At 54.4% G+C, this 17175-nt stretch carries 14 protein-coding genes and 1 other annotated feature; of the genes, 2 read left to right on the forward strand and 12 right to left on the reverse strand.

The genetic code is table 11. The features are described 5' to 3' along the window. Positions 1–84: 84 nt before the first annotated feature. Positions 85–1407, reverse strand: a complete 1323-nt coding sequence (locus tag F3J30_RS18895) for a 6-phospho-alpha-glucosidase (protein WP_166718208.1) — start codon at positions 1405–1407, stop codon at positions 85–87. Then, positions 1404–3026, reverse strand: coding sequence for an alpha-glucoside-specific PTS transporter subunit IIBC (locus F3J30_RS18900; RefSeq protein ID WP_166718209.1), 1623 nt, complete (start codon positions 3024–3026; stop codon positions 1404–1406). The genes F3J30_RS18895 and F3J30_RS18900 overlap by 4 nt, the downstream gene beginning before the upstream one ends. Before the next feature lie 223 nt (positions 3027–3249). On the opposite strand from F3J30_RS18900, the gene F3J30_RS18905 reads away from it, so the two are divergent. After that, the gene (locus tag F3J30_RS18905; RefSeq protein ID WP_014068257.1) at positions 3250–3996 is read left to right on the forward strand and encodes a GntR family transcriptional regulator; all 747 of its coding nucleotides are present in this window, start codon (positions 3250–3252) and stop codon (positions 3994–3996) included. Here the strand turns inward: F3J30_RS18905 and F3J30_RS18910 are convergent. The 3 genes from F3J30_RS18910 to ibpA form a co-directional block, all read right to left on the reverse strand. Beyond that, complete coding sequence (locus F3J30_RS18910) at positions 3964–5625, reverse strand: putative transporter (protein ID WP_166718210.1); 1662 nt, start codon at positions 5623–5625, stop codon at positions 3964–3966. The two genes, F3J30_RS18905 and F3J30_RS18910, sit on opposite strands and share 33 nt — an antisense overlap. Positions 5626–5840: 215 nt before the next feature. Then, positions 5841–6269, reverse strand: coding sequence for a small heat shock chaperone IbpB (gene ibpB, locus F3J30_RS18915; protein ID WP_166718211.1), 429 nt, complete (start codon positions 6267–6269; stop codon positions 5841–5843). 136 nt (positions 6270–6405) lie between these two features. Further along, the gene (gene ibpA / locus F3J30_RS18920; RefSeq protein WP_014068254.1) at positions 6406–6816 is read right to left on the reverse strand and encodes a small heat shock chaperone IbpA; all 411 of its coding nucleotides are present in this window, start codon (positions 6814–6816) and stop codon (positions 6406–6408) included. Next, positions 6810–6883 (reverse strand) — a sequence feature (ROSE (Repression Of Heat Shock gene Expression) occurs in the 5'-region of heat shock genes and acts as an RNA thermometer to modulate expression.). Its footprint overlaps the gene before it by 7 nt. A gap of 246 nt (positions 6884–7129) precedes the next feature. Between ibpA and F3J30_RS18925 the strand changes: the two genes are divergently transcribed. Beyond that, entirely contained in the window at positions 7130–7462 is a 333-nt protein-coding gene (locus F3J30_RS18925; RefSeq protein WP_014068253.1) for a YceK/YidQ family lipoprotein, read from the forward strand. 2 nt (positions 7463–7464) lie between these two features. Here F3J30_RS18925 and F3J30_RS18930 read toward each other — a convergent pair whose 3' ends face one another. The 7 genes from F3J30_RS18930 to dnaA all read right to left on the reverse strand — a co-directional run bounded on the left by F3J30_RS18930 (position 7465) and on the right by dnaA (position 16678). Beyond that, positions 7465–8688, reverse strand: coding sequence for a DUF3748 domain-containing protein (locus F3J30_RS18930; RefSeq protein WP_166718212.1), 1224 nt, complete (start codon positions 8686–8688; stop codon positions 7465–7467). A 59-nt stretch (positions 8689–8747) separates the two neighbouring features. Then, the gene (locus F3J30_RS18935) at positions 8748–9557 is read right to left on the reverse strand and encodes a shikimate 5-dehydrogenase (protein WP_166718213.1); all 810 of its coding nucleotides are present in this window, start codon (positions 9555–9557) and stop codon (positions 8748–8750) included. Between the two features lie 75 nt (positions 9558–9632). Beyond that, entirely contained in the window at positions 9633–10445 is an 813-nt protein-coding gene (yidA, locus tag F3J30_RS18940; protein ID WP_014068250.1) for a sugar-phosphatase, read from the reverse strand. Between the two features lie 217 nt (positions 10446–10662). After that, positions 10663–13074: a DNA topoisomerase (ATP-hydrolyzing) subunit B gene (gene gyrB, locus F3J30_RS18945; RefSeq protein ID WP_014068249.1), complete on the reverse strand. Its 2412-nt coding sequence runs from the start codon at positions 13072–13074 to the stop codon at positions 10663–10665. A gap of 28 nt (positions 13075–13102) precedes the next feature. After that, positions 13103–14176, reverse strand: a complete 1074-nt coding sequence (gene recF, locus F3J30_RS18950) for a DNA replication/repair protein RecF (protein ID WP_013094779.1) — start codon at positions 14174–14176, stop codon at positions 13103–13105. After that, complete coding sequence (gene dnaN / locus F3J30_RS18955; RefSeq protein WP_014068247.1) at positions 14176–15276, reverse strand: DNA polymerase III subunit beta; 1101 nt, start codon at positions 15274–15276, stop codon at positions 14176–14178. The genes recF and dnaN overlap by 1 nt, the downstream gene beginning before the upstream one ends. 4 nt (positions 15277–15280) lie before the next feature. Further along, positions 15281–16678, reverse strand: a complete 1398-nt coding sequence (gene dnaA / locus F3J30_RS18960) for a chromosomal replication initiator protein DnaA (RefSeq protein WP_014068246.1) — start codon at positions 16676–16678, stop codon at positions 15281–15283. Positions 16679–17175: the final 497 nt, after the last annotated feature.

Genomic DNA, 17175 nt, shown 5'->3' on the forward strand with positions numbered 1-17175 from the left:
CTTGTCGTGCTCCAGGCAGGCTTCAGCATAGCGTAAATCGACAAGGACAAGAAAACCGGCATCGGATGATGCCGGTCAGGAAGATTAATGCAGCTCTGGCCAGTACTCTTTGTTGGCCTCAATCAGGTCATCGAGGATCGCTTTGGCGACCGATGCGCTCGGCACGGTTTTCGACAAGGTGATCGCCTGCCAGAGTTTCTGATACGAGCGCTGCTCCCAGGCATCCACCACCAGTTTTTCTACCGCTACCTGCTGGCTCATTAACCCTTTCTGGAAGTGCGGAATGTCGCCTACGGTCAGCGGTTCAGGGCCGTTATGCCCCACCAGGCAAGGAATTTCTACCATCGCATCGGCATCAAAGTTATGGATTGCGCCGTTGTTCGGCACAATCAGCAACATGCGCTCCTGGGTGTTAAACGCAATCGCGGTCGCCAGATCGACGATGTAAGACGCGTGTTCGTCGATTTCCAGCTCCCCGGCGGAAGATTTACCGGCTTCAATAATCGCCCGGCAGGAGCTGAACACATGCTTCTCGCGATGATCCATCACCTCATTCGCGCGGGTGCGTTCCGGGTTGGAGTGCGCTACCACGTAATCCGGGAATAAGTAATACTTCAGGTAGGTGTTCGGCATGGTGTCGGGATCCAGCGCCTGCACGTCTTTCGCTTTGGCAAAGGTATCGTTCCAGCTTGCTTCGGTATGCGCGTCCTCAGAAGGCGGAACATATCCGTTTTTCGCCACATATTCGCGCAGTTTTGGCATCAGATCGTTGCCGTTCAAATCTTCAATCGATGTCCACCAGCCGAAGTGGTTCAGGCCGTAGTAACGCACACGCATCTCTTTGCGGTCTTTCAGGCCAACAATCTGCGCCATGCGCCCTTCAATACCGATCGGCATATCGCAGATGTTGAGGATTTTGGCGTTCGGACGCAGGCGACGGGTCGCTTCCGCCACAATTGCTGCCGGGTTGGAGTAGTTCAGCATCCACGCATTTGGCGAGTACTGTTGCATGTAATCCACCAGCTCCAGCACACCGCCGATAGAGCGCATCCCGTAAGAGATCCCGCCCGGGCCGCAGGTTTCCTGACCCAGCACGCCGTGGCGCAGCGGGATTTTCTCGTCTTTTTCGCGCATCGGGTATTTACCCACGCGGATATGTGCCATCACGAAATCCACATCGGTAAAGGCCGCTTTTGGATCGGTGGTGTAGCTAAATTCGATGTCCGGGGCCTGCTCTTTGAGGATAATTTTGCACGCCTCAGCGATGGTTTCCTGGCGTGCGCCGTCGTTGTCATAGAACTTCAGGGCGCGCAGCGGGAAACGGTCACGGTTGGCTAACAACATCAGGACGATACCCGGGGTAAAGGTACTGCCGCCGCCTGCAATGACAACTGAGAATTTTTTCATGATACAGCCTCCGTCAGGGTGGTTTGTTCGTTCGTTAAAGGGGTTTTCATCAGCGATTCAAGCTGGTCGCGCACCTGGGGAACGTGCAGTCCGACAATCACCTGAATGCCGTTGCCGCGTCGCACCACACCGTGTGCGCCCAGGGCTTTAAAGACGTCGTCGCTTTGGGTCTGTGCCATATCCACCAGCGTGATACGTAAGCGGGTGGCGCAGTTATTCACGCTTTCGATATTGCCGGCGCCGCCGAGCGCTTGCAGGAACCCGGCTGCCTGCCCAACCTGCTGGCTTGCCGCTGCCGGTGCGGTGGTTTGCCCGCGAGCGGCCTGGTAATCGGCCTTGCTGTAGAGTTTGATTTCGCTCTCTTCGCGGCCCGGGGTTTTGAGGTTCAGCCGCTCAATCAACGTTTTGAAGACCACGAAGTAGATACCGGTGAAGCAGATACCAATGCCTATCTGGGTGAACATCGTGGATGCGTGGTTGTGGAACATCGGGATCCAGTTTTGCGGCAAGAACTGGTCAAGCAGCCCGCCCCCCATGTTGCCCACCACACCAAAGACGTACATCACCGTCGCCATCGTTGCCGCCAGCACGGCGTGGACGGCAAACAGCAGCGGCGAAATAAACAGGAAGGTGAACTCAAGCGGTTCGGTAATGCCCACCAGCATGGCGGTAAGCGTTGCCGGGATCAGCAGCCCTGCCACCTTGACGCGGTTTTCAGGCGAGGCGGTGTACCAGAGCGCCAGCGCAATCCCGACGGAGCCGAACACTTTCGAGTTGCCGTGCAGCGCGAAGCCGCCTTCCGGGAACAGGGTTTTCAGTGGCAGCGTGCTCTGACTGAATTCCTGTAAATGCTGCGCCCAGTACACCTGAATGCCGCCTTCCACCGCCGCTGGGCCGAAGATAAACGGTCCGTAGACAAAGTGGTGCAGGCCGGTTGGGATCAGAATGCGTTCCAGAAAGGTATAAACCCACACGCCCAGCGCCCCGGCAGAGCGTAAAAAGGCCTGTAAGGATTCAATGCCCATCTGCACTTTTGGCCAGCCTAACAGCGTCAGCCAGGCGCAGGGGATCATCACGAAAAATGCGAGGATGACGACAAACGATGTACCCTGGAAAATCCCCAGAAACACTGGCAGGGGTTTGTCGAAATAGCGGTTATGGATGGCGGTGACGATGCCCGAAATAACAATCGCCCCGATAATGCTGGTATCCAGGGTTTTGATCCCGGCAATCATTGCCAGCCCGCTGCCCGCGGTGGGTTCAGCGGAGAAATCGACGCCAAAGAAATGGCCCCAGGTCATCCCCATCGCATTGATGAAATAGTTCCAGGTCAGGAAGCTAATCAGCACCGCAAGACAAGCACGACCTTGCGCCTGTTTTGCCAGCCCAATGGGTAAACCTACGGCGAAAATCAGCGGCATGTTGCGAAACACCGCCCAGCCGCCTTCTTCAATGATGTGAACGATTTGCGCAAATAAATTATCCGGAGCAGTGAGCGCTTCACCCACGAAAAGCGGGTTGCGCAGCATGATGGCGATCCCAACCACTATCCCGGCAAACGGAAACAACAACACCGGGGTAAACATGGCACCGCCAAAACGTTGTATTTGACTGAGCATTTTTAAATCCTCATGTAACAACCTGTAGGGGGTAGAGGCCTTTATGGTTTTTTACTGGCCTGAAATGAGCATAAGAATTTACGGATGAGCAAACATGACGTGCCGCTGCGTTCCGTGATCGCATTCATGGTTTTAATTTGGTCACTCAGGTCTACTTTTGGTTATAAATATGGACATCTTCATACCCAACTCTCCCCCCTGATACGCACAGAGAGGTCTACAGGTGATCTACAAATCCATTGCCGACAGACTGCGGTTACGGCTGAATTCATCGGATTACAATGTCGGTAGCCCGTTACCGGGTGAGAAAGCGCTGGCGCTGGAGTTTGGCGTGGCGCGAATGACCATCCGTAAAGCGCTCGATTTACTGGTGAGCTGGGGGCTGGTTGAACGCCGTCACGGCAGCGGCACCTTTGTGGCGCGTAAAGACGTCCATCATGAGACCACGAACCTGACCGGGCTGGTGGAAGTGCTTCGTCAGCAGGGAAAAGAGGTGCAAAGCAAGGTGTTACAGTTTGAAGTGATGCCCGCACCGCCTGCCATTGCCAGCCAGTTACGTATTCAGATTGATGAGCGGATCTACTTTTCGCGCCGGGTGCGCTACGTAGAAGGTAAACCGCTGATGCTGGAAGACAGCTTTATGCCGGTGAAGCTGTTTCGCAACCTGTCGCTGGCGCATCTTGAAGGGTCGAAGTTTGATTACATCGAAAAGGAGTGTGGGATAACCATCAGCGGGAACTACGAGAGCCTGACACCCGTTCTGGCAGACAAACAGCTGGCGCAGTACCTGAACCTGCCGGAACAAACGCCGCTGCTGCGTATTACCTCTCTCTCTTACAGCGACAGCGGCGAGTTCCTCAATTATTCCGTGATGTTCCGTAATACCAGCGATTACCAGGTGGACTACCATTTACGGCGCATCCACCCGGAAGAGTTACTAGCTCATCCCCCAGAAAACCACCGCCAGTAGCTGTGGCGTAATGATGCGCAGGAACATCACCAGCGGATAAACCGTGGCGTAAGAGAGCGCCGCCGCACCGCTGGTGGCGTGCAGGTTATTGGCAAAGGCGAGCGCGGGCGGGTCGGTCATGGAGCCCGCGAGCATCCCGCAGAGTGTCAGATAGTTCATTTTGGCGAACATCCGCGCCAGAATGCCCATCGTCAGCAGCGGGATCGCGGTAATAAATATCCCGTAGCCTACCCAGCTCATCCCTTCGCCCCTGACCAGGGTATCTACAAAATCACCGCCGGACTTCAGGCCGACAACCGCCAGAAATAGCACAATTCCCAGCTCACGCAGCGCCAGGTTGGCGCTCGGCGGCATAAACCAGTACAGCTTACCGATACAGCCGATACGCCCGAGGATCAGCGCCATAATCAGCGGGCCACCCGCCAGCCCCAGCTTGAGCGCCACCGGGAAGCCCGGCACATACAGTGGAATGGAGCCGAGCAGCACGCCCAGGCCGATACCGATAAACACCGGCAGCATCTGCACCTGCTGCAATTTTTGCTGCGCGTTGCCGACCATGTCCGCCACGGCATCAATAGACGAGGGCCGGCCAACCAGATTGAGGATATCGCCAAATTGCAGGCTGGCTTCCGGGCTGGCAACCAGTTCGACCCCTGCACGGTTAAGCCGCGAGATCACCACGTCATAACGCTCTTTTACCTGCAAATCGCGGATTTTCTTACCCAGAACCTGCTCGTTGGTGACCACAACACGCTCAACACGCATGTCGGTTCCGCGTGTGGAGAGCGAGGTATCCACCTCCTGACCAATCACCAGCCGCGCGTTATGCAGATCCCCCGGCTGCCCGACCAGGTGCAGTAAATCCCCCATCTGAATAATGGTGCCGGGCGATGGCACCATCAGCATGTCGTCGCGTTTAAGCCGTGAGCAGATGATGTTGACGCTGTTCAGGATCGGTACGTCCTGAATCGCCATTTTGTCGAGGTTGGGGTTATCAACCCGAATATTGATGGTTTTGATCAGTGCATGGCCGTTCGTCAGCGTGGACTCATGCTCCTGCGCCTCTTTCTCAACATTGATGCGAAACAGCACGCGCATCAGCCACATCGAGAGCAGGATGCCGCAAATACCGAACGGGTAAGCCATGGCATAGCTCATCCCCATCTGGTCAACAATGTCTGGCGAGATGCCCAGATCGCGCAGAATTTGCTGCCCGGCACCCAGCGCAGGCGTGTTGGTGACCGCGCCAGAGAAAATACCCAGCACCACAGGGAGCGGAATATCAAAGAGTTTATGCAGAATGGCGGTGACCAGCCCGCCCATCACGACAATACCAAGCGCAAACAGATTGAGGCGCAAGCCAGAAACACGAAGAGAAGCGAAAAAGCCCGGCCCGACCTGGATACCAATGGTATAGACGAAGAGGATCAGACCGAATTCCTGGATGAAGTGCAGCATCTCAGCGCTGAGCACAAGCCCAAGCTGGTCAGCAAAATGTCCGACAAAAATTCCGCCGAACAACACCCCGCCAATACCAAACCCGACGCCACGGATTTTAATATTGCCAATCCACAGGCCAACTACCGCGACCAGGGCCAACACGCTAACAGTTAACGCGATATCACTCATGATCCACTTCCTGTGCATAACCTTAGTTATTACGAGGATTCTCTCAGAGCCAGACTCGGTTGTATGGGCGATGGCGCACAAAAAAGCCCCGCCAGGGCGGGGCGTTATGCGGTCTGTGAGCGGTGTCGGGTGGCGGCTACGCCTTACCCAACCTACATGACCGGCAGGATTTGTAGGCCGGGTAAGGCGTAGCCGCCACCCGGCAAAAAAGTGTATTAGCTATTCAACGCTGGTCGGTCGCTAATGGCGATACGCTGCGGTGCAATGGCGTCCGGCACGTTGCGGGTCAGGTCGATATGCAGCAACCCGTTAGTGAACGTGGCGCCAGAAACTTCCATATGGTCGGCCAGGGTAAAGCTCAGGCTAAACGGCTGAGTCACCAGCCCCTGATGCAGCCATTTGGTTTCGGTCTCTTGTTTTTCCGGCGTCCCTTTTACGCTCAGGCGGGTGCCTTCAAGCTGAATATCCAGATCTTCCTGACGGAAGCCAGCCAGCGCCAGCGTGATGCGATAGTGGTTATCATCGCTCTTTTCGATGTTGTACGGCGGAAATGTCTGTTGCTCGGTGGTGCTTTGCAGGGCGTTAGCCAGTTTGTCAAAACCAATCCACTGACGCAGCAGGGGGGATAAATCGTAATTACGCATACTAAATCTCCTTCTGAGAAGCGAGTTCGGCACAGTTTAATTTTGTGCGCAGTTGTTCCTGCAAATCCTTATGGATTCGCATATGCTCCCGGTTCGGCAAGCAATTCGGTTTGGGCCGCGAAGGCGACCCGCTAAATCAGTTAATTTCGATACGGCGCGGTTTTTTCTCTTCTGGAATGATGCGTTCCAGTTCGACAAACAGCAGGCCGTTGACCAGGTTCGCGCCTTTAACGTGAATGTTCTCGGCTAACTGGAACTTGCGTTCAAAGTTGCGCTCGGCGATGCCCTGATACAGGTAGGTACGTTCTTTCTGCTCCGCCGTGTGGGAACCTTTCACCAGCAGCAGGTTATCCTGGGCGGTGATCTCCAGTTCGTTCTCTGCAAAACCGGCGACGGCAATGGCGATGCGATAGTGGTTTTCATCCACCAGCTCAACATTGTAAGGAGGGTAGCCGTTGCTCTGGCTTTGATTATTTTCTAAATGGTTAAACAGGCGGTCAAAACCAATGGCAGAACGGTATAACGGGGAAAGATCGAAGTTACGCATAAATAAAAGCTCCTGAAATCAGCGAGAATTTTTAGCCTTCCACCATGGACAGGCTTCTGTACCCCCCAAATACCCATCAGGCGTATCTGTTATCGGGGCACATTCTTAAAATGGGTCTGGAAACGGGGATTTCAAGCCACAGATCGTGAGATTTTTTTGCACTTTGCTGGTACTTGCATAGACTGGGACTACAGCACAAAGGGTTAAATTGCGATGGCCGCCACAGAGCGGCGCTTTTCGACTATTCATTTCGAACATGGCCCGCTATAAACCCCATTGCAGGTTTGAGCCGTGCCATTAACGATGATTACAGATGATGAAAAATGTTCTGATTAAGCTGACAACGTTCAGCGGAGTGGTATTACTTTGCGGGTGTTCGAGCGTGATGTCTCACACTGGCGGTAAAGAAGGAACATACCCGGGCACTCGTGCGAGCGCCGCGATGATCTCGGATGACGACACAAACTGGGGCACTAAATCCCTGGTGATACTGGATATGCCGCTGACGGCAGTCGCCGATACGCTCCTGCTACCGTGGGATATGTTGCGTACCGACAACTCCGTGCGTTCGCGCGTCGAGAAAAGCGAGCAGGAAAACCTGGCGACAAACTCCGTTATCCCGCCCGCGGCGATGCCCTCACACTAACATTACGCGGTTTCCGTGATCCAAATCTGACGGAAACCCGCGGTCTCTTCCATCCAGGCAACCCGATCCCCATCCGGAGAAAACACAATGGCGTCCCCGGACGGCGGGTTGCCGTGATCGGACGTCAAAAACGTCACCTCTCCTGTGGCCGCATCGCACTGGGCTATCCTGTTTTCGAGCACAAATCCAAGCATGTTCCCGGATGGATGCCAGTTGAACGCCGACTGAATATCGCTCTCATTGCGGGTTAACTGTCGCGGCTCGCCGCCCTCAGGTGAGATAAGCCAGAGTTGCACAATGCCGTTATCGTCGCGCATCAGGAACGCGATTTGCGTTGCTTGCGGATTGCTGCGTACCCAGTGGCGCGGAACATTCACCAGCCCCGGGAACGCCTTTTGGTGGGTAAAGGTTAAACGACGCTGTATCACCCCCGCAGGTGGCGCAGGCATGGTATCCGGCGTTCCCTGTAATGGCGTATCACCCGCACGTTTCCAGCCCTGCTCATTCTTCGGTAAATCGACAATAAACAGTTCCGGTACTTTATCGCCGTGAACAGACACGGTGTCGCCGATAAACGCCAGCCTGTCGTTACCAACCCAGCCCTCTTCATAGGCACGGTTGATGTCATCGCTTCCCGGCTCAGGCGTGGGCGTGGTTCGGCTCACCAGCACACTCCAGAACGTACCGGCATATTCACGCGGGTGAACACCCTGTGGCGTTACCGGGCCATAGGGTACGGCCACGCCCACATTGCGTAAATCGAGCTTTGGATCGCGCTCGTGCAGGACATGGTCGTTGTAGGTAAAGCTCACGTACTGCCCGTCCGGGCTAAATACGTGGACATGGCTGCCGCCACGCAATGCCCCGGCAGTATAGGGCGCGGTAATGTCCATTGCGTCGAGGCGGCTTATCTGCCCGTTGTGGGCAATCACGCCCTGACGATGGTGGAAATCATAATGCCAGCCGGCATCCGGGTTTTCCGGGCCGTGGATAAAGACATACTTATCTTCTGCGGGATGAACGGTCACCACCCCGACATGCGCGCCGTGGGTGGCGCGATAAATGACGTCAACTTCTCCCGAGTTAACGTTCACCCGCTCAATGGTTTCACCAGTAAAAGAGGCACCAGAAGGACGCACATCGAAGACAAGCCAGCGGCTGTCAGGCGTCCAGGTGTTGGTATTTGTCAGTTGATGATGGCGCGAAGCGAAGGTGATTTGTTTCATGTCGTTATCCGGGCAAAGGACCAGGCGACATAGTACCGCTTATCTCCGCGCGAAGACCATCACAGGCGAGAGAAAGCCGATGCCTCACGCATAAGTTGCTCATCCGGGCGGACGCCGGTATAGAGCGCAAATTGCTCGAGCGCCTGCAAAGCTATCACTTCAGCCCCGGTCACGACCGGTTTTCCGAGCTGTTTTGCCAGCCGGATAAGTGGCGTCTCGGAAGGAAAAGCAACCACATCAAACACCCAGCGTGCCGTACTCACCGCCTCTTTTTCGAAGGCCAGGCTATTTTCTTCCACACCGCCGCTCATGCCAATCGGGGTGACATTGACGAGGATATCAGCCTGCTGACCTGCCGTATCCTGACGCCACTGATAGCCATATTTTTCGGCGAGTGCCTGCCCCTGCTGCTGATTGCGCGCCACAATGGTGACACGGGTAAACCCGCTATCGCGAAATGCCGCAACAACCGCTTTCGCCATCCCGCCACTGCCTTTCACGAAGACCGACATTTGCGTATCGTTAAAATTATCCTGAATGAGGTTTTTAACCGCAATGTAGTCCGTGTTGTAGGCCGTCAGATGCCCCTTATCGTTGACGATGGTATTGACTGAATCAATCGCCAGTACGGAGTCGGACAGGGTATCAATAAACGGAATGCAGGTTTCTTTGAACGGCATCGAGACAGAGCAACCGCGAATGCCCAGCGCTTTCACGCCTTTTACCGCGTGTTCGATGTCCGTTGTGCTGAAGGCTTTGTAGATAAAATCGAGGTCGAGCTTTTGATACAGGTAGTTATGAAAACGCGTGCCAATGTTACTGGGTCTTCCTGATAGAGAAATGCATAGTTGTGTGTCTTTATTTAACATCACCGCCTCCTGTTCATTTCCATCACAAGCCCTGTGACACCTTTCAGGCATCACAGGGAAATTACGCATCACATATTAATTGAGGACAAACTTCTCGATTGCCCAGGCAACGCCGTCTTCCAGGTTGGATTTGGTGACAAAGTTGGCCACTTCTTTCACCGACGGGATCGCGTTATCCATCGCGACACCCATGCCAGCGTATTCAATCATTGCGATGTCATTTTCCTGATCGCCCAGCGCCATGATCTCTTCAGGTTTGATGCCCAGCGCATCGGCGAGTGATTTCACACCTGTGCCTTTATTAACGCGTTTATCGAGGATTTCGAGGAAGTAAGGCGCACTTTTAAGCACGGTGTACTTCTCTTTTACGTCCGCCGGGATACGCGCAATGGCTTTGTCCAGGATTTCGGGTTCGTCGATCATCATCACTTTCAGGAACTGAGTATTTGGATCCATCTTCTCTGCTTCGCAGAACACCAGCGGAATGGTGGCGACAAAGGATTCATGCACGGTGTAGTAACTGATGTCGCGGTTCGCGGTATAGAGCGTGTTGCGATCAAGCGCGTGGAAATGGGAGCCCACCTCGCGCGAGAGTTTTTCCAGGAACAGGTAATCGTCATAGTTCAGCGCGGTTTGCGCCACGGTGCTGCCGTCAGCGGCTTTTTGCACCAGAGCACCGTTGTACGTGATGCAATAATCACCCGGTTGATTCATATGCAGTTCTTTCAGGTAGCTGTGTACACCGGCATACGGACGGCCAGTGGTCAGTACCACGTTCACGCCTTTTTCACGTGCAGCGGCAATCGCATTTTTAACGGCAGGAGAAATTGTGTGGTCTGGCAGCAGCAGCGTGCCGTCCATATCGATTGCAATGAGTTTGATGGCCATGAGATCCCCGGGTTATGTGAGTCTTTGCTCATGCTAACTCGATTCCGCTCAAAAAACAGTAACAGAGTCGGGGATAAAGGGGGATGAGATAGAGAAAGGGGATTCCTCTTTTATGCGCAAAATGATTTCCCCTCACCCCGCCCTCTCCCCATAGGGGCGAGGGAGACAAGACGGCATCCCCTCTCCCCTTGAGGGAGAGGGTGAGGGGTATAACGGCTTAAATATCGATATTCGCCGCTTTCAGGGCGTTTTCTTCGATAAAGGCACGACGCGGTTCAACCGCATCGCCCATCAGGGTGGTGAACAGCTGGTCAGCAGCAATCGCATCCTTCACGGTCACACGCAGCATGCGGCGGCTTTCAGGATCCATGGTGGTTTCCCACAGCTGATCAGGGTTCATTTCGCCCAGACCTTTATAACGCTGAATAGACAGGCCACGACGGGACTCTTTCACCAGCCAGTCCAGCGCCTGCTCGAAGCTGGCAACCGGCTGACGACGTTCGCCACGTTCGATGAAGGCATCGTCTTCGATCAGACCGCGCAGCTTCTCGCCGAGCGTGCAGATACGACGATATTCCGGGCCAGTCACAAACTCGTGCTCCAGCGGGTAGTCGGTGTCAACGCCGTGGGTACGCACGCGAATAACCGGCTCAAACTGCTGTTCAGCGTTCTGCTGGATATCAAACTTCCACTGGCTACCGTGCTGCTCTTTCTCGTTCAGCTCGCTCACCAGGGTGTTTACCCAACGGGTGACGGTCTGTTCGTTGCTCAGGTCGGCTTCGGTCAGGGTTGGCTGATACACCAGCTCTTTCAGCAGCGCTTTTGGATAACGTCGCTCCATACGACCGATCATTTTCTGGGTCGCGTTGAACTCGGACACCAGGCGCTCCAGCGGCTCGCCTGCCAGTGCTGGTGCGCTGGAGTTCGCGTGCAGCGTTGCACCATCAAGGGCGATTGCGATCTGGTACTGGTCCATCGCTTCGTCGTCTTTGATGTACTGTTCCTGTTTGCCTTTCTTCACTTTATACAGCGGTGGCTGTGCAATGTAGACGTGGCCACGTTCAACGATTTCCGGCATCTGACGATAGAAGAAGGTCAACAGCAGCGTACGGATGTGCGAGCCGTCGACGTCCGCATCGGTCATGATGATGATGCTGTGATAACGCAGTTTATCCGGGTTGTACTCGTCACGACCGATGCCGCAGCCCAGCGCGGTAATCAGCGTTGCCACTTCCTGAGAAGAGAGCATCTTGTCGAAACGCGCTTTTTCTACGTTGAGGATCTTACCCTTCAACGGCAGAATCGCCTGGTTCTTACGGTTACGGCCCTGCTTCGCAGAACCGCCCGCTGAGTCCCCTTCCACAAGGTACAGTTCAGACAGCGCCGGGTCGCGTTCCTGGCAGTCCGCCAGTTTGCCTGGCAGGCCTGCTAAGTCCAGCGCGCCTTTACGGCGGGTCATTTCACGGGCTTTACGCGCCGCTTCACGCGCACGTGCCGCGTCGATAATTTTACCCACCACGATTTTCGCGTCAGACGGGTTTTCCAGCAGGTATTCGCTCAGCAGTTCGTTCATCTGCTGTTCAACCGCCGATTTCACCTCAGAAGAAACCAGTTTGTCTTTGGTCTGTGAGGAGAACTTCGGATCCGGCACCTTCACGGAGACAACAGCAATCAGGCCTTCACGGGCATCGTCACCGGTGGCACTGACTTTCGCTTTTTTGCTGTAGCCTTCTTTGTCCATGTAGGCGTTCAGGGTACGGGTCATCGCTGCGCGGAAGCCCGCCAGGTGAGTACCGCCGTCACGCTGTGGAATGTTGTTGGTAAAGCAGTAGATGTTTTCCTGGAAACCATCGTTCCACTGCAATGCCACTTCTACGCCGATACCGTCTTTTTCGGTGGAGAAGTAGAAGATATTCGGGTGAATTGGCGTTTTGTTCTTATTCAGATACTCAACGAACGCCTTGATACCGCCTTCGTAATGGAAGTGGTCTTCTTTTCCGTCACGCTTGTCTTTCAGGCGAATAGATACGCCTGAGTTCAGGAACGACAGTTCACGCAGGCGTTTTGCCAGAATGTCGTATTCGAATTCGGTCACGTTAGTGAAGGTTTCGAGGCTCGGCCAGAAACGGACCAGCGTACCGGTTTTATCCGTGTCGCCAGTAACGGCCAGCGGTGCCTGCGGCACGCCATGGGTATACAGCTGACGGTGAACTTTACCTTCACGCTGGATAACCAGCTCCAGTTTCTGCGACAGGGCGTTAACCACAGATACGCCTACGCCGTGCAGGCCGCCGGAAACTTTATAGGAGTTATCATCGAATTTACCGCCTGCGTGCAGGACGGTCATGATCACTTCCGCAGCGGATACGCCCTCTTCCGGGTGAATACCGGTCGGGATGCCACGGCCATCATCGGTGACAGAGACAGAGTTGTCCGCATGGATAGTCACCACGATGTCTTTACAGTGACCCGCGAGCGCTTCGTCGATAGCGTTATCCACAACCTCGAATACCATGTGGTGCAGACCGGTGCCGTCATCCGTATCGCCGATATACATACCCGGGCGCTTACGCACCGCATCCAGTCCTTTCAGGACTTTGATACTGGAGGAGTCATAAGAATTCGACATCAACGTTTCTCGCTCATTTAATCTTGGGTTAATCCGTTATTTTACCCTTTTCCACGGTAAACATCTTCGAATTTTCGTCCGACATGTCCATAACGTGTTCAGCGCTAATGGCGCTGACGAAAACCTGCGACTGCGTGGCTTTTAAGCGGCTGGCAAGCAGCCCGCGCCGCGCGTCATCAAGTTCCGAGGCAAAATCATCTATCAGATACAGGCAGCGTCGCCCGCTCTCGCGGGTTAAAAACTCCCCCTGCGCCAGACGTAGCGCGCACATCAGGAGCTTGAGCTGCCCGCGCGACAAGGTATCTTCGACCGGCGCACCGTCTGCACGAATGCGGAAATCCGCCTTGTGCGGGCCGTGTGCGGTGTAGGTCAACATGCGATCGCGCTCGAAGTTTCTCTCTAACACTTCCGCATAATCCGTCTCTTTCTCCCAGCCGCGCTGGAAGGAGAAGGTGAGAGAAAATTCAGGTAAAAACTGTTTGCAGGTGTCCGCCATATCTTCGGCGATCCCTGCACTGTATTCGGCACGCCAGCGGCTGATTTGTTCCGCCAGCGGGATCAATTCCATATCCCACGGGCGCAGCTGCGCGTAACGCGTGACCTGGCGCAACGCGGCGTTACGCTGCTTGAGCAGACGCTTCAGGTTGCTCCAGGCATTAAAAAAACCGGCTTCGTTGTGAAAGCATCCCCAGTCAAGGAACGCTCTTCTGTATTTGGGGCCGCCGTTGAGTAAAGTAAACCCCTCCGGCGTAATCAGCTGCATCGGCATCAGCAACGCCAGTTCAGCCACTTTGTGGCCGTCGGTGCCGTCGATACGAACCTTGCTGTCGCCCTGCTTGTCTTTGGTCAGGCCGATGGCGGTTTCCCGCTCCTCGCCCTGTAAACGCCCATGCAGAACGAAGGACTCTTGTTCGTGGCGAATCACGCGACCGATTTGCAAACTGCGAAACGCCCGGCCATGGCCGAGCGTATAGATGGCTTCCAGCACGCTGGTTTTGCCGCTGCCGTTTGCGCCAACCAGGAAGTTAAAGCCAGGGGATAAAGCGAGATCCGCGCTTTCGATATTGCGAAAGTCGCGGATCAACAGACGGGTGAGCGACATTACAGTCTCATTGGCATGACAACATACGCCGCGCTTTGGCTGGCTGCATCTTCAATCTGTACGCTTGAAACGGAGTCGGTCAGCAGAATGCGTACATTCTCGCATTTCAGTGCATTTAGCACATCCAGTACGTAGCTGACGTTAAAGCCGATTTCCATCTCGGTCCCGGCATAGGTGACGTCCAGAATCTCTTCTGCTTCTTCCTGTTCCGGGTTGTTCGCGGTGATTTTGATCTGGTTTTCACTCACATACAGGCGCACGCCACGGAATTTCTCGTTAGAGAGAATGGCCGCACGGGCAAAGGCCTGCTTGAGGATATCGCAACCCGCTTCCAGCGTTTTGTCCGGATTTTTCGGCAATACGCGGCGATAGTCAGGGAAACGACCGTCAACCAGCTTGGATGTGAAGACAAAATCGCCGACATGGGCACGAATATTGTTGCTGCCAATCTGCACGCGCAGCGGAGTTTCGCCGCCGTCGAGCATACGCATCAGCTCAATCACGCCTTTACGCGGCACGATCACCGAATGGTTTGGCAGGGAATCGCCAATCGGCATCGAACACACCGCCAGGCGGTGACCGTCGGTCGCGACTGTACGCAGCTCTTCGCCTTCGGTTTCGAACAACATGCCGTTTAAGTAATAACGCACATCCTGATGCGCCATCGAAAACTGGGTCGCTTCGATCAGACGCTTCATCGTCGCCTGAGGCAGAGTGAATTCAACTTCACTTTGCCAGTCGTCCAGGTTCGGGAAGTCTGCGGCAGGCAGCGTAGAGAGCGAAAAACGGCTGCGGCCAGAGCGTACCAGCATCCGGTCGCCTTCCAGCTGTACAGCGATTTCTGCGCCTTCCGGCAACCCGCGGCAGATATCAAAGAATTTACGTGCCGGAACAGTGGTCGCGCCCGCGTCGTGCGGCTGAGTCAGCGTAACGCGCGCGATCATTTCCATTTCCAGGTCTGTGCCGGTCAGCGACAGCGTACCATCCGCAACCTGAAGCAGCAGGTTTCCAAGAATAGGCAGCGTTGGGCGGCCGCCTAATGGGCCACTCACCTGTTGCAGCGGTTTTAATAAATGTTCACGTTCAACGGTAAATTTCATAGCGTCACGATGATAATGTTCTGATTAAATTGGAAAAATCTTCTTTTATGTCGTGGCTTTCTTCGCGTAACTGCTCAATCTTACGACAAGCGTGCAGCACGGTCGTATGGTCACGGCCACCAAACGCATCGCCGATCTCCGGCAGACTGTGGTTGGTTAACTCTTTTGCCAGAGCCATCGCCATCTGACGCGGGCGCGCCACCGAGCGGGAACGACGTTTAGACAGCAAATCTGCCACTTTGATTTTGTAGTACTCAGCCACCGTCTTTTGAATATTGTCGATGGTGACTAATTTTTCCTGCAACGCCAGCAAATCGCGCAGCGCTTCACGCACGAAATCGATAGTGATCGCGCGGCCGGTAAAGTTGGCATTGGCGATGACGCGGTTCAGTGCCCCTTCCAGCTCACGTACGTTGGAACGCAGACGCTTGGCAATGAAGAACGCCACTTCACCCGGCAGGCGAATGTCGTTCTCATCGGCTTTTTTCATCAGGATCGCAACGCGGGTTTCCAGCTCCGGTGGCTCGATCGCCACGGTCAGGCCCCAGCCAAAACGGGATTTCAGACGATCTTCAACACCGTTGATCTCTTTTGGATAGCGATCCGAGGTCAAAATGATCTGCTGATTACCTTCCAGCAGCGCATTAAAGGTGTGGAAAAACTCTTCTTGTGAACGTTCTTTATTCGCAAAGAACTGAATGTCATCGATAAGCAGTGCGTCAACGGAACGATAGTAGCGTTTAAACTCTTCGATCGCATTGTTCTGGAGGGCTTTCACCATGTCCTGAACGAAGCGTTCGGAGTGCATATACACCACTTTCGCATTCGGTTTGCGCGCCATGATGCCGTTGCCGACAGCGTGCAAAAGGTGGGTTTTACCCAGGCCCGTGCCGCCATACAGGAACAGAGGGTTATACGCGCCGCCTGGGTTATCAGCAACCTGGCGAGCCGCAGCACGCGCCAGCTGGTTCGATTTACCTTCAACGAAGTTATCGAACGTATGCTTAACGTTGACGTTAGAACGGTAGGTTGGCTCTGCCGGAGCAGGAACGTTATCCCAGCCCGGACGCGCCGCAGGGGCAACACGAGGAGCAGGAGCTGGCGCCGCTTGCGCAGGTACCGCCACATTTACCGTTTCACGAACGGTTTGCGTGACTGGCTTTGTTCCCACTTCAAAGCGCAGCTGCGGAGCATCTGATCCGCAGAAATCATTTAACAGTCCATTGATGTTATTGAGGTATTTGTCCCTTACCCAATCGAGCACAAAACGGTTTGGCGCATACAAAGCCAGCGTGTTATCGCTCAGTTCCGCCTGCAATGGGCGGATCCACATACTGAATTCTGTGGCTGGTAACTCATCCTGCAATCGGGCAAGACACTGCTGCCAAAGCGAAAGTGACACGGCGGACTCCACTCGAACAATATAAAGAAAACTATTGAATATTCATGATTGTTGGCACACATCGACAAGACCCTGTGCAAAAGGGTGATGTGCGAATTGCTATCTGCAATTTTATCCAGACCAGGATCCTGGGATCGCGATCGGGACCGCGGATCATAGCCTAAACTGAGCCAGAGATCTTCTGTTTCTCACAGATTCTTCCCGATTTATCCACAGGAAGATCCGAAACCGGGTAAGTGTAATCGATCCTGACGGGAGTGCCCCACGATTTAGCCCGCATATTGGAAAAATTAATGAGTACAGACAATTTTTTGCTTAAATGATCTAACGAAGATCCTGGACGATCCTTGCGCTTTACCGGGGAGGTCGTATAATCCCCCACCCGTCGCGTAAAGCTCGGCTTCCCCGCGTTGAACGCTGTTCATTTTCCACGCGAAAACGTGCGAAAATACGCGGGAATTAAGGAAAGAGAATTGACTCCGGAGTGTACAATTATT

It is taken from the genome of Enterobacter sp. Tr-810 (genome assembly GCF_011752765.1).
Classification (GTDB): Bacteria; Pseudomonadota; Gammaproteobacteria; order Enterobacterales; family Enterobacteriaceae; genus Enterobacter; species Enterobacter soli.

Coding starts and splice junctions, on each gene's coding strand:
- gyrB (WP_014068249.1), bottom strand. CDS start 13,074: ATGTCGAATTCTTATGACTCCTCCAGTATCAAAGTCCTGAAAGGACTG.
- ibpA (WP_014068254.1), bottom strand. CDS start 6,816: ATGCGTAACTTCGATCTTTCCCCGTTATACCGTTCTGCCATTGGTTTT.
- F3J30_RS18930 (WP_166718212.1), bottom strand. CDS start 8,688: ATGAAACAAATCACCTTCGCTTCGCGCCATCATCAACTGACAAATACC.
- F3J30_RS18900 (WP_166718209.1), bottom strand. CDS start 3,026: ATGCTCAGTCAAATACAACGTTTTGGCGGTGCCATGTTTACCCCGGTG.
- F3J30_RS18910 (WP_166718210.1), bottom strand. CDS start 5,625: ATGAGTGATATCGCGTTAACTGTTAGCGTGTTGGCCCTGGTCGCGGTA.
- dnaN (WP_014068247.1), bottom strand. CDS start 15,276: ATGAAATTTACCGTTGAACGTGAACATTTATTAAAACCGCTGCAACAG.
- yidA (WP_014068250.1), bottom strand. CDS start 10,445: ATGGCCATCAAACTCATTGCAATCGATATGGACGGCACGCTGCTGCTG.
- F3J30_RS18935 (WP_166718213.1), bottom strand. CDS start 9,557: ATGTTAAATAAAGACACACAACTATGCATTTCTCTATCAGGAAGACCC.
- F3J30_RS18895 (WP_166718208.1), bottom strand. CDS start 1,407: ATGAAAAAATTCTCAGTTGTCATTGCAGGCGGCGGCAGTACCTTTACC.
- F3J30_RS18925 (WP_014068253.1), top strand. CDS start 7,130: ATGATGAAAAATGTTCTGATTAAGCTGACAACGTTCAGCGGAGTGGTA.
- ibpB (WP_166718211.1), bottom strand. CDS start 6,269: ATGCGTAATTACGATTTATCCCCCCTGCTGCGTCAGTGGATTGGTTTT.
- recF (WP_013094779.1), bottom strand. CDS start 14,176: ATGTCGCTCACCCGTCTGTTGATCCGCGACTTTCGCAATATCGAAAGC.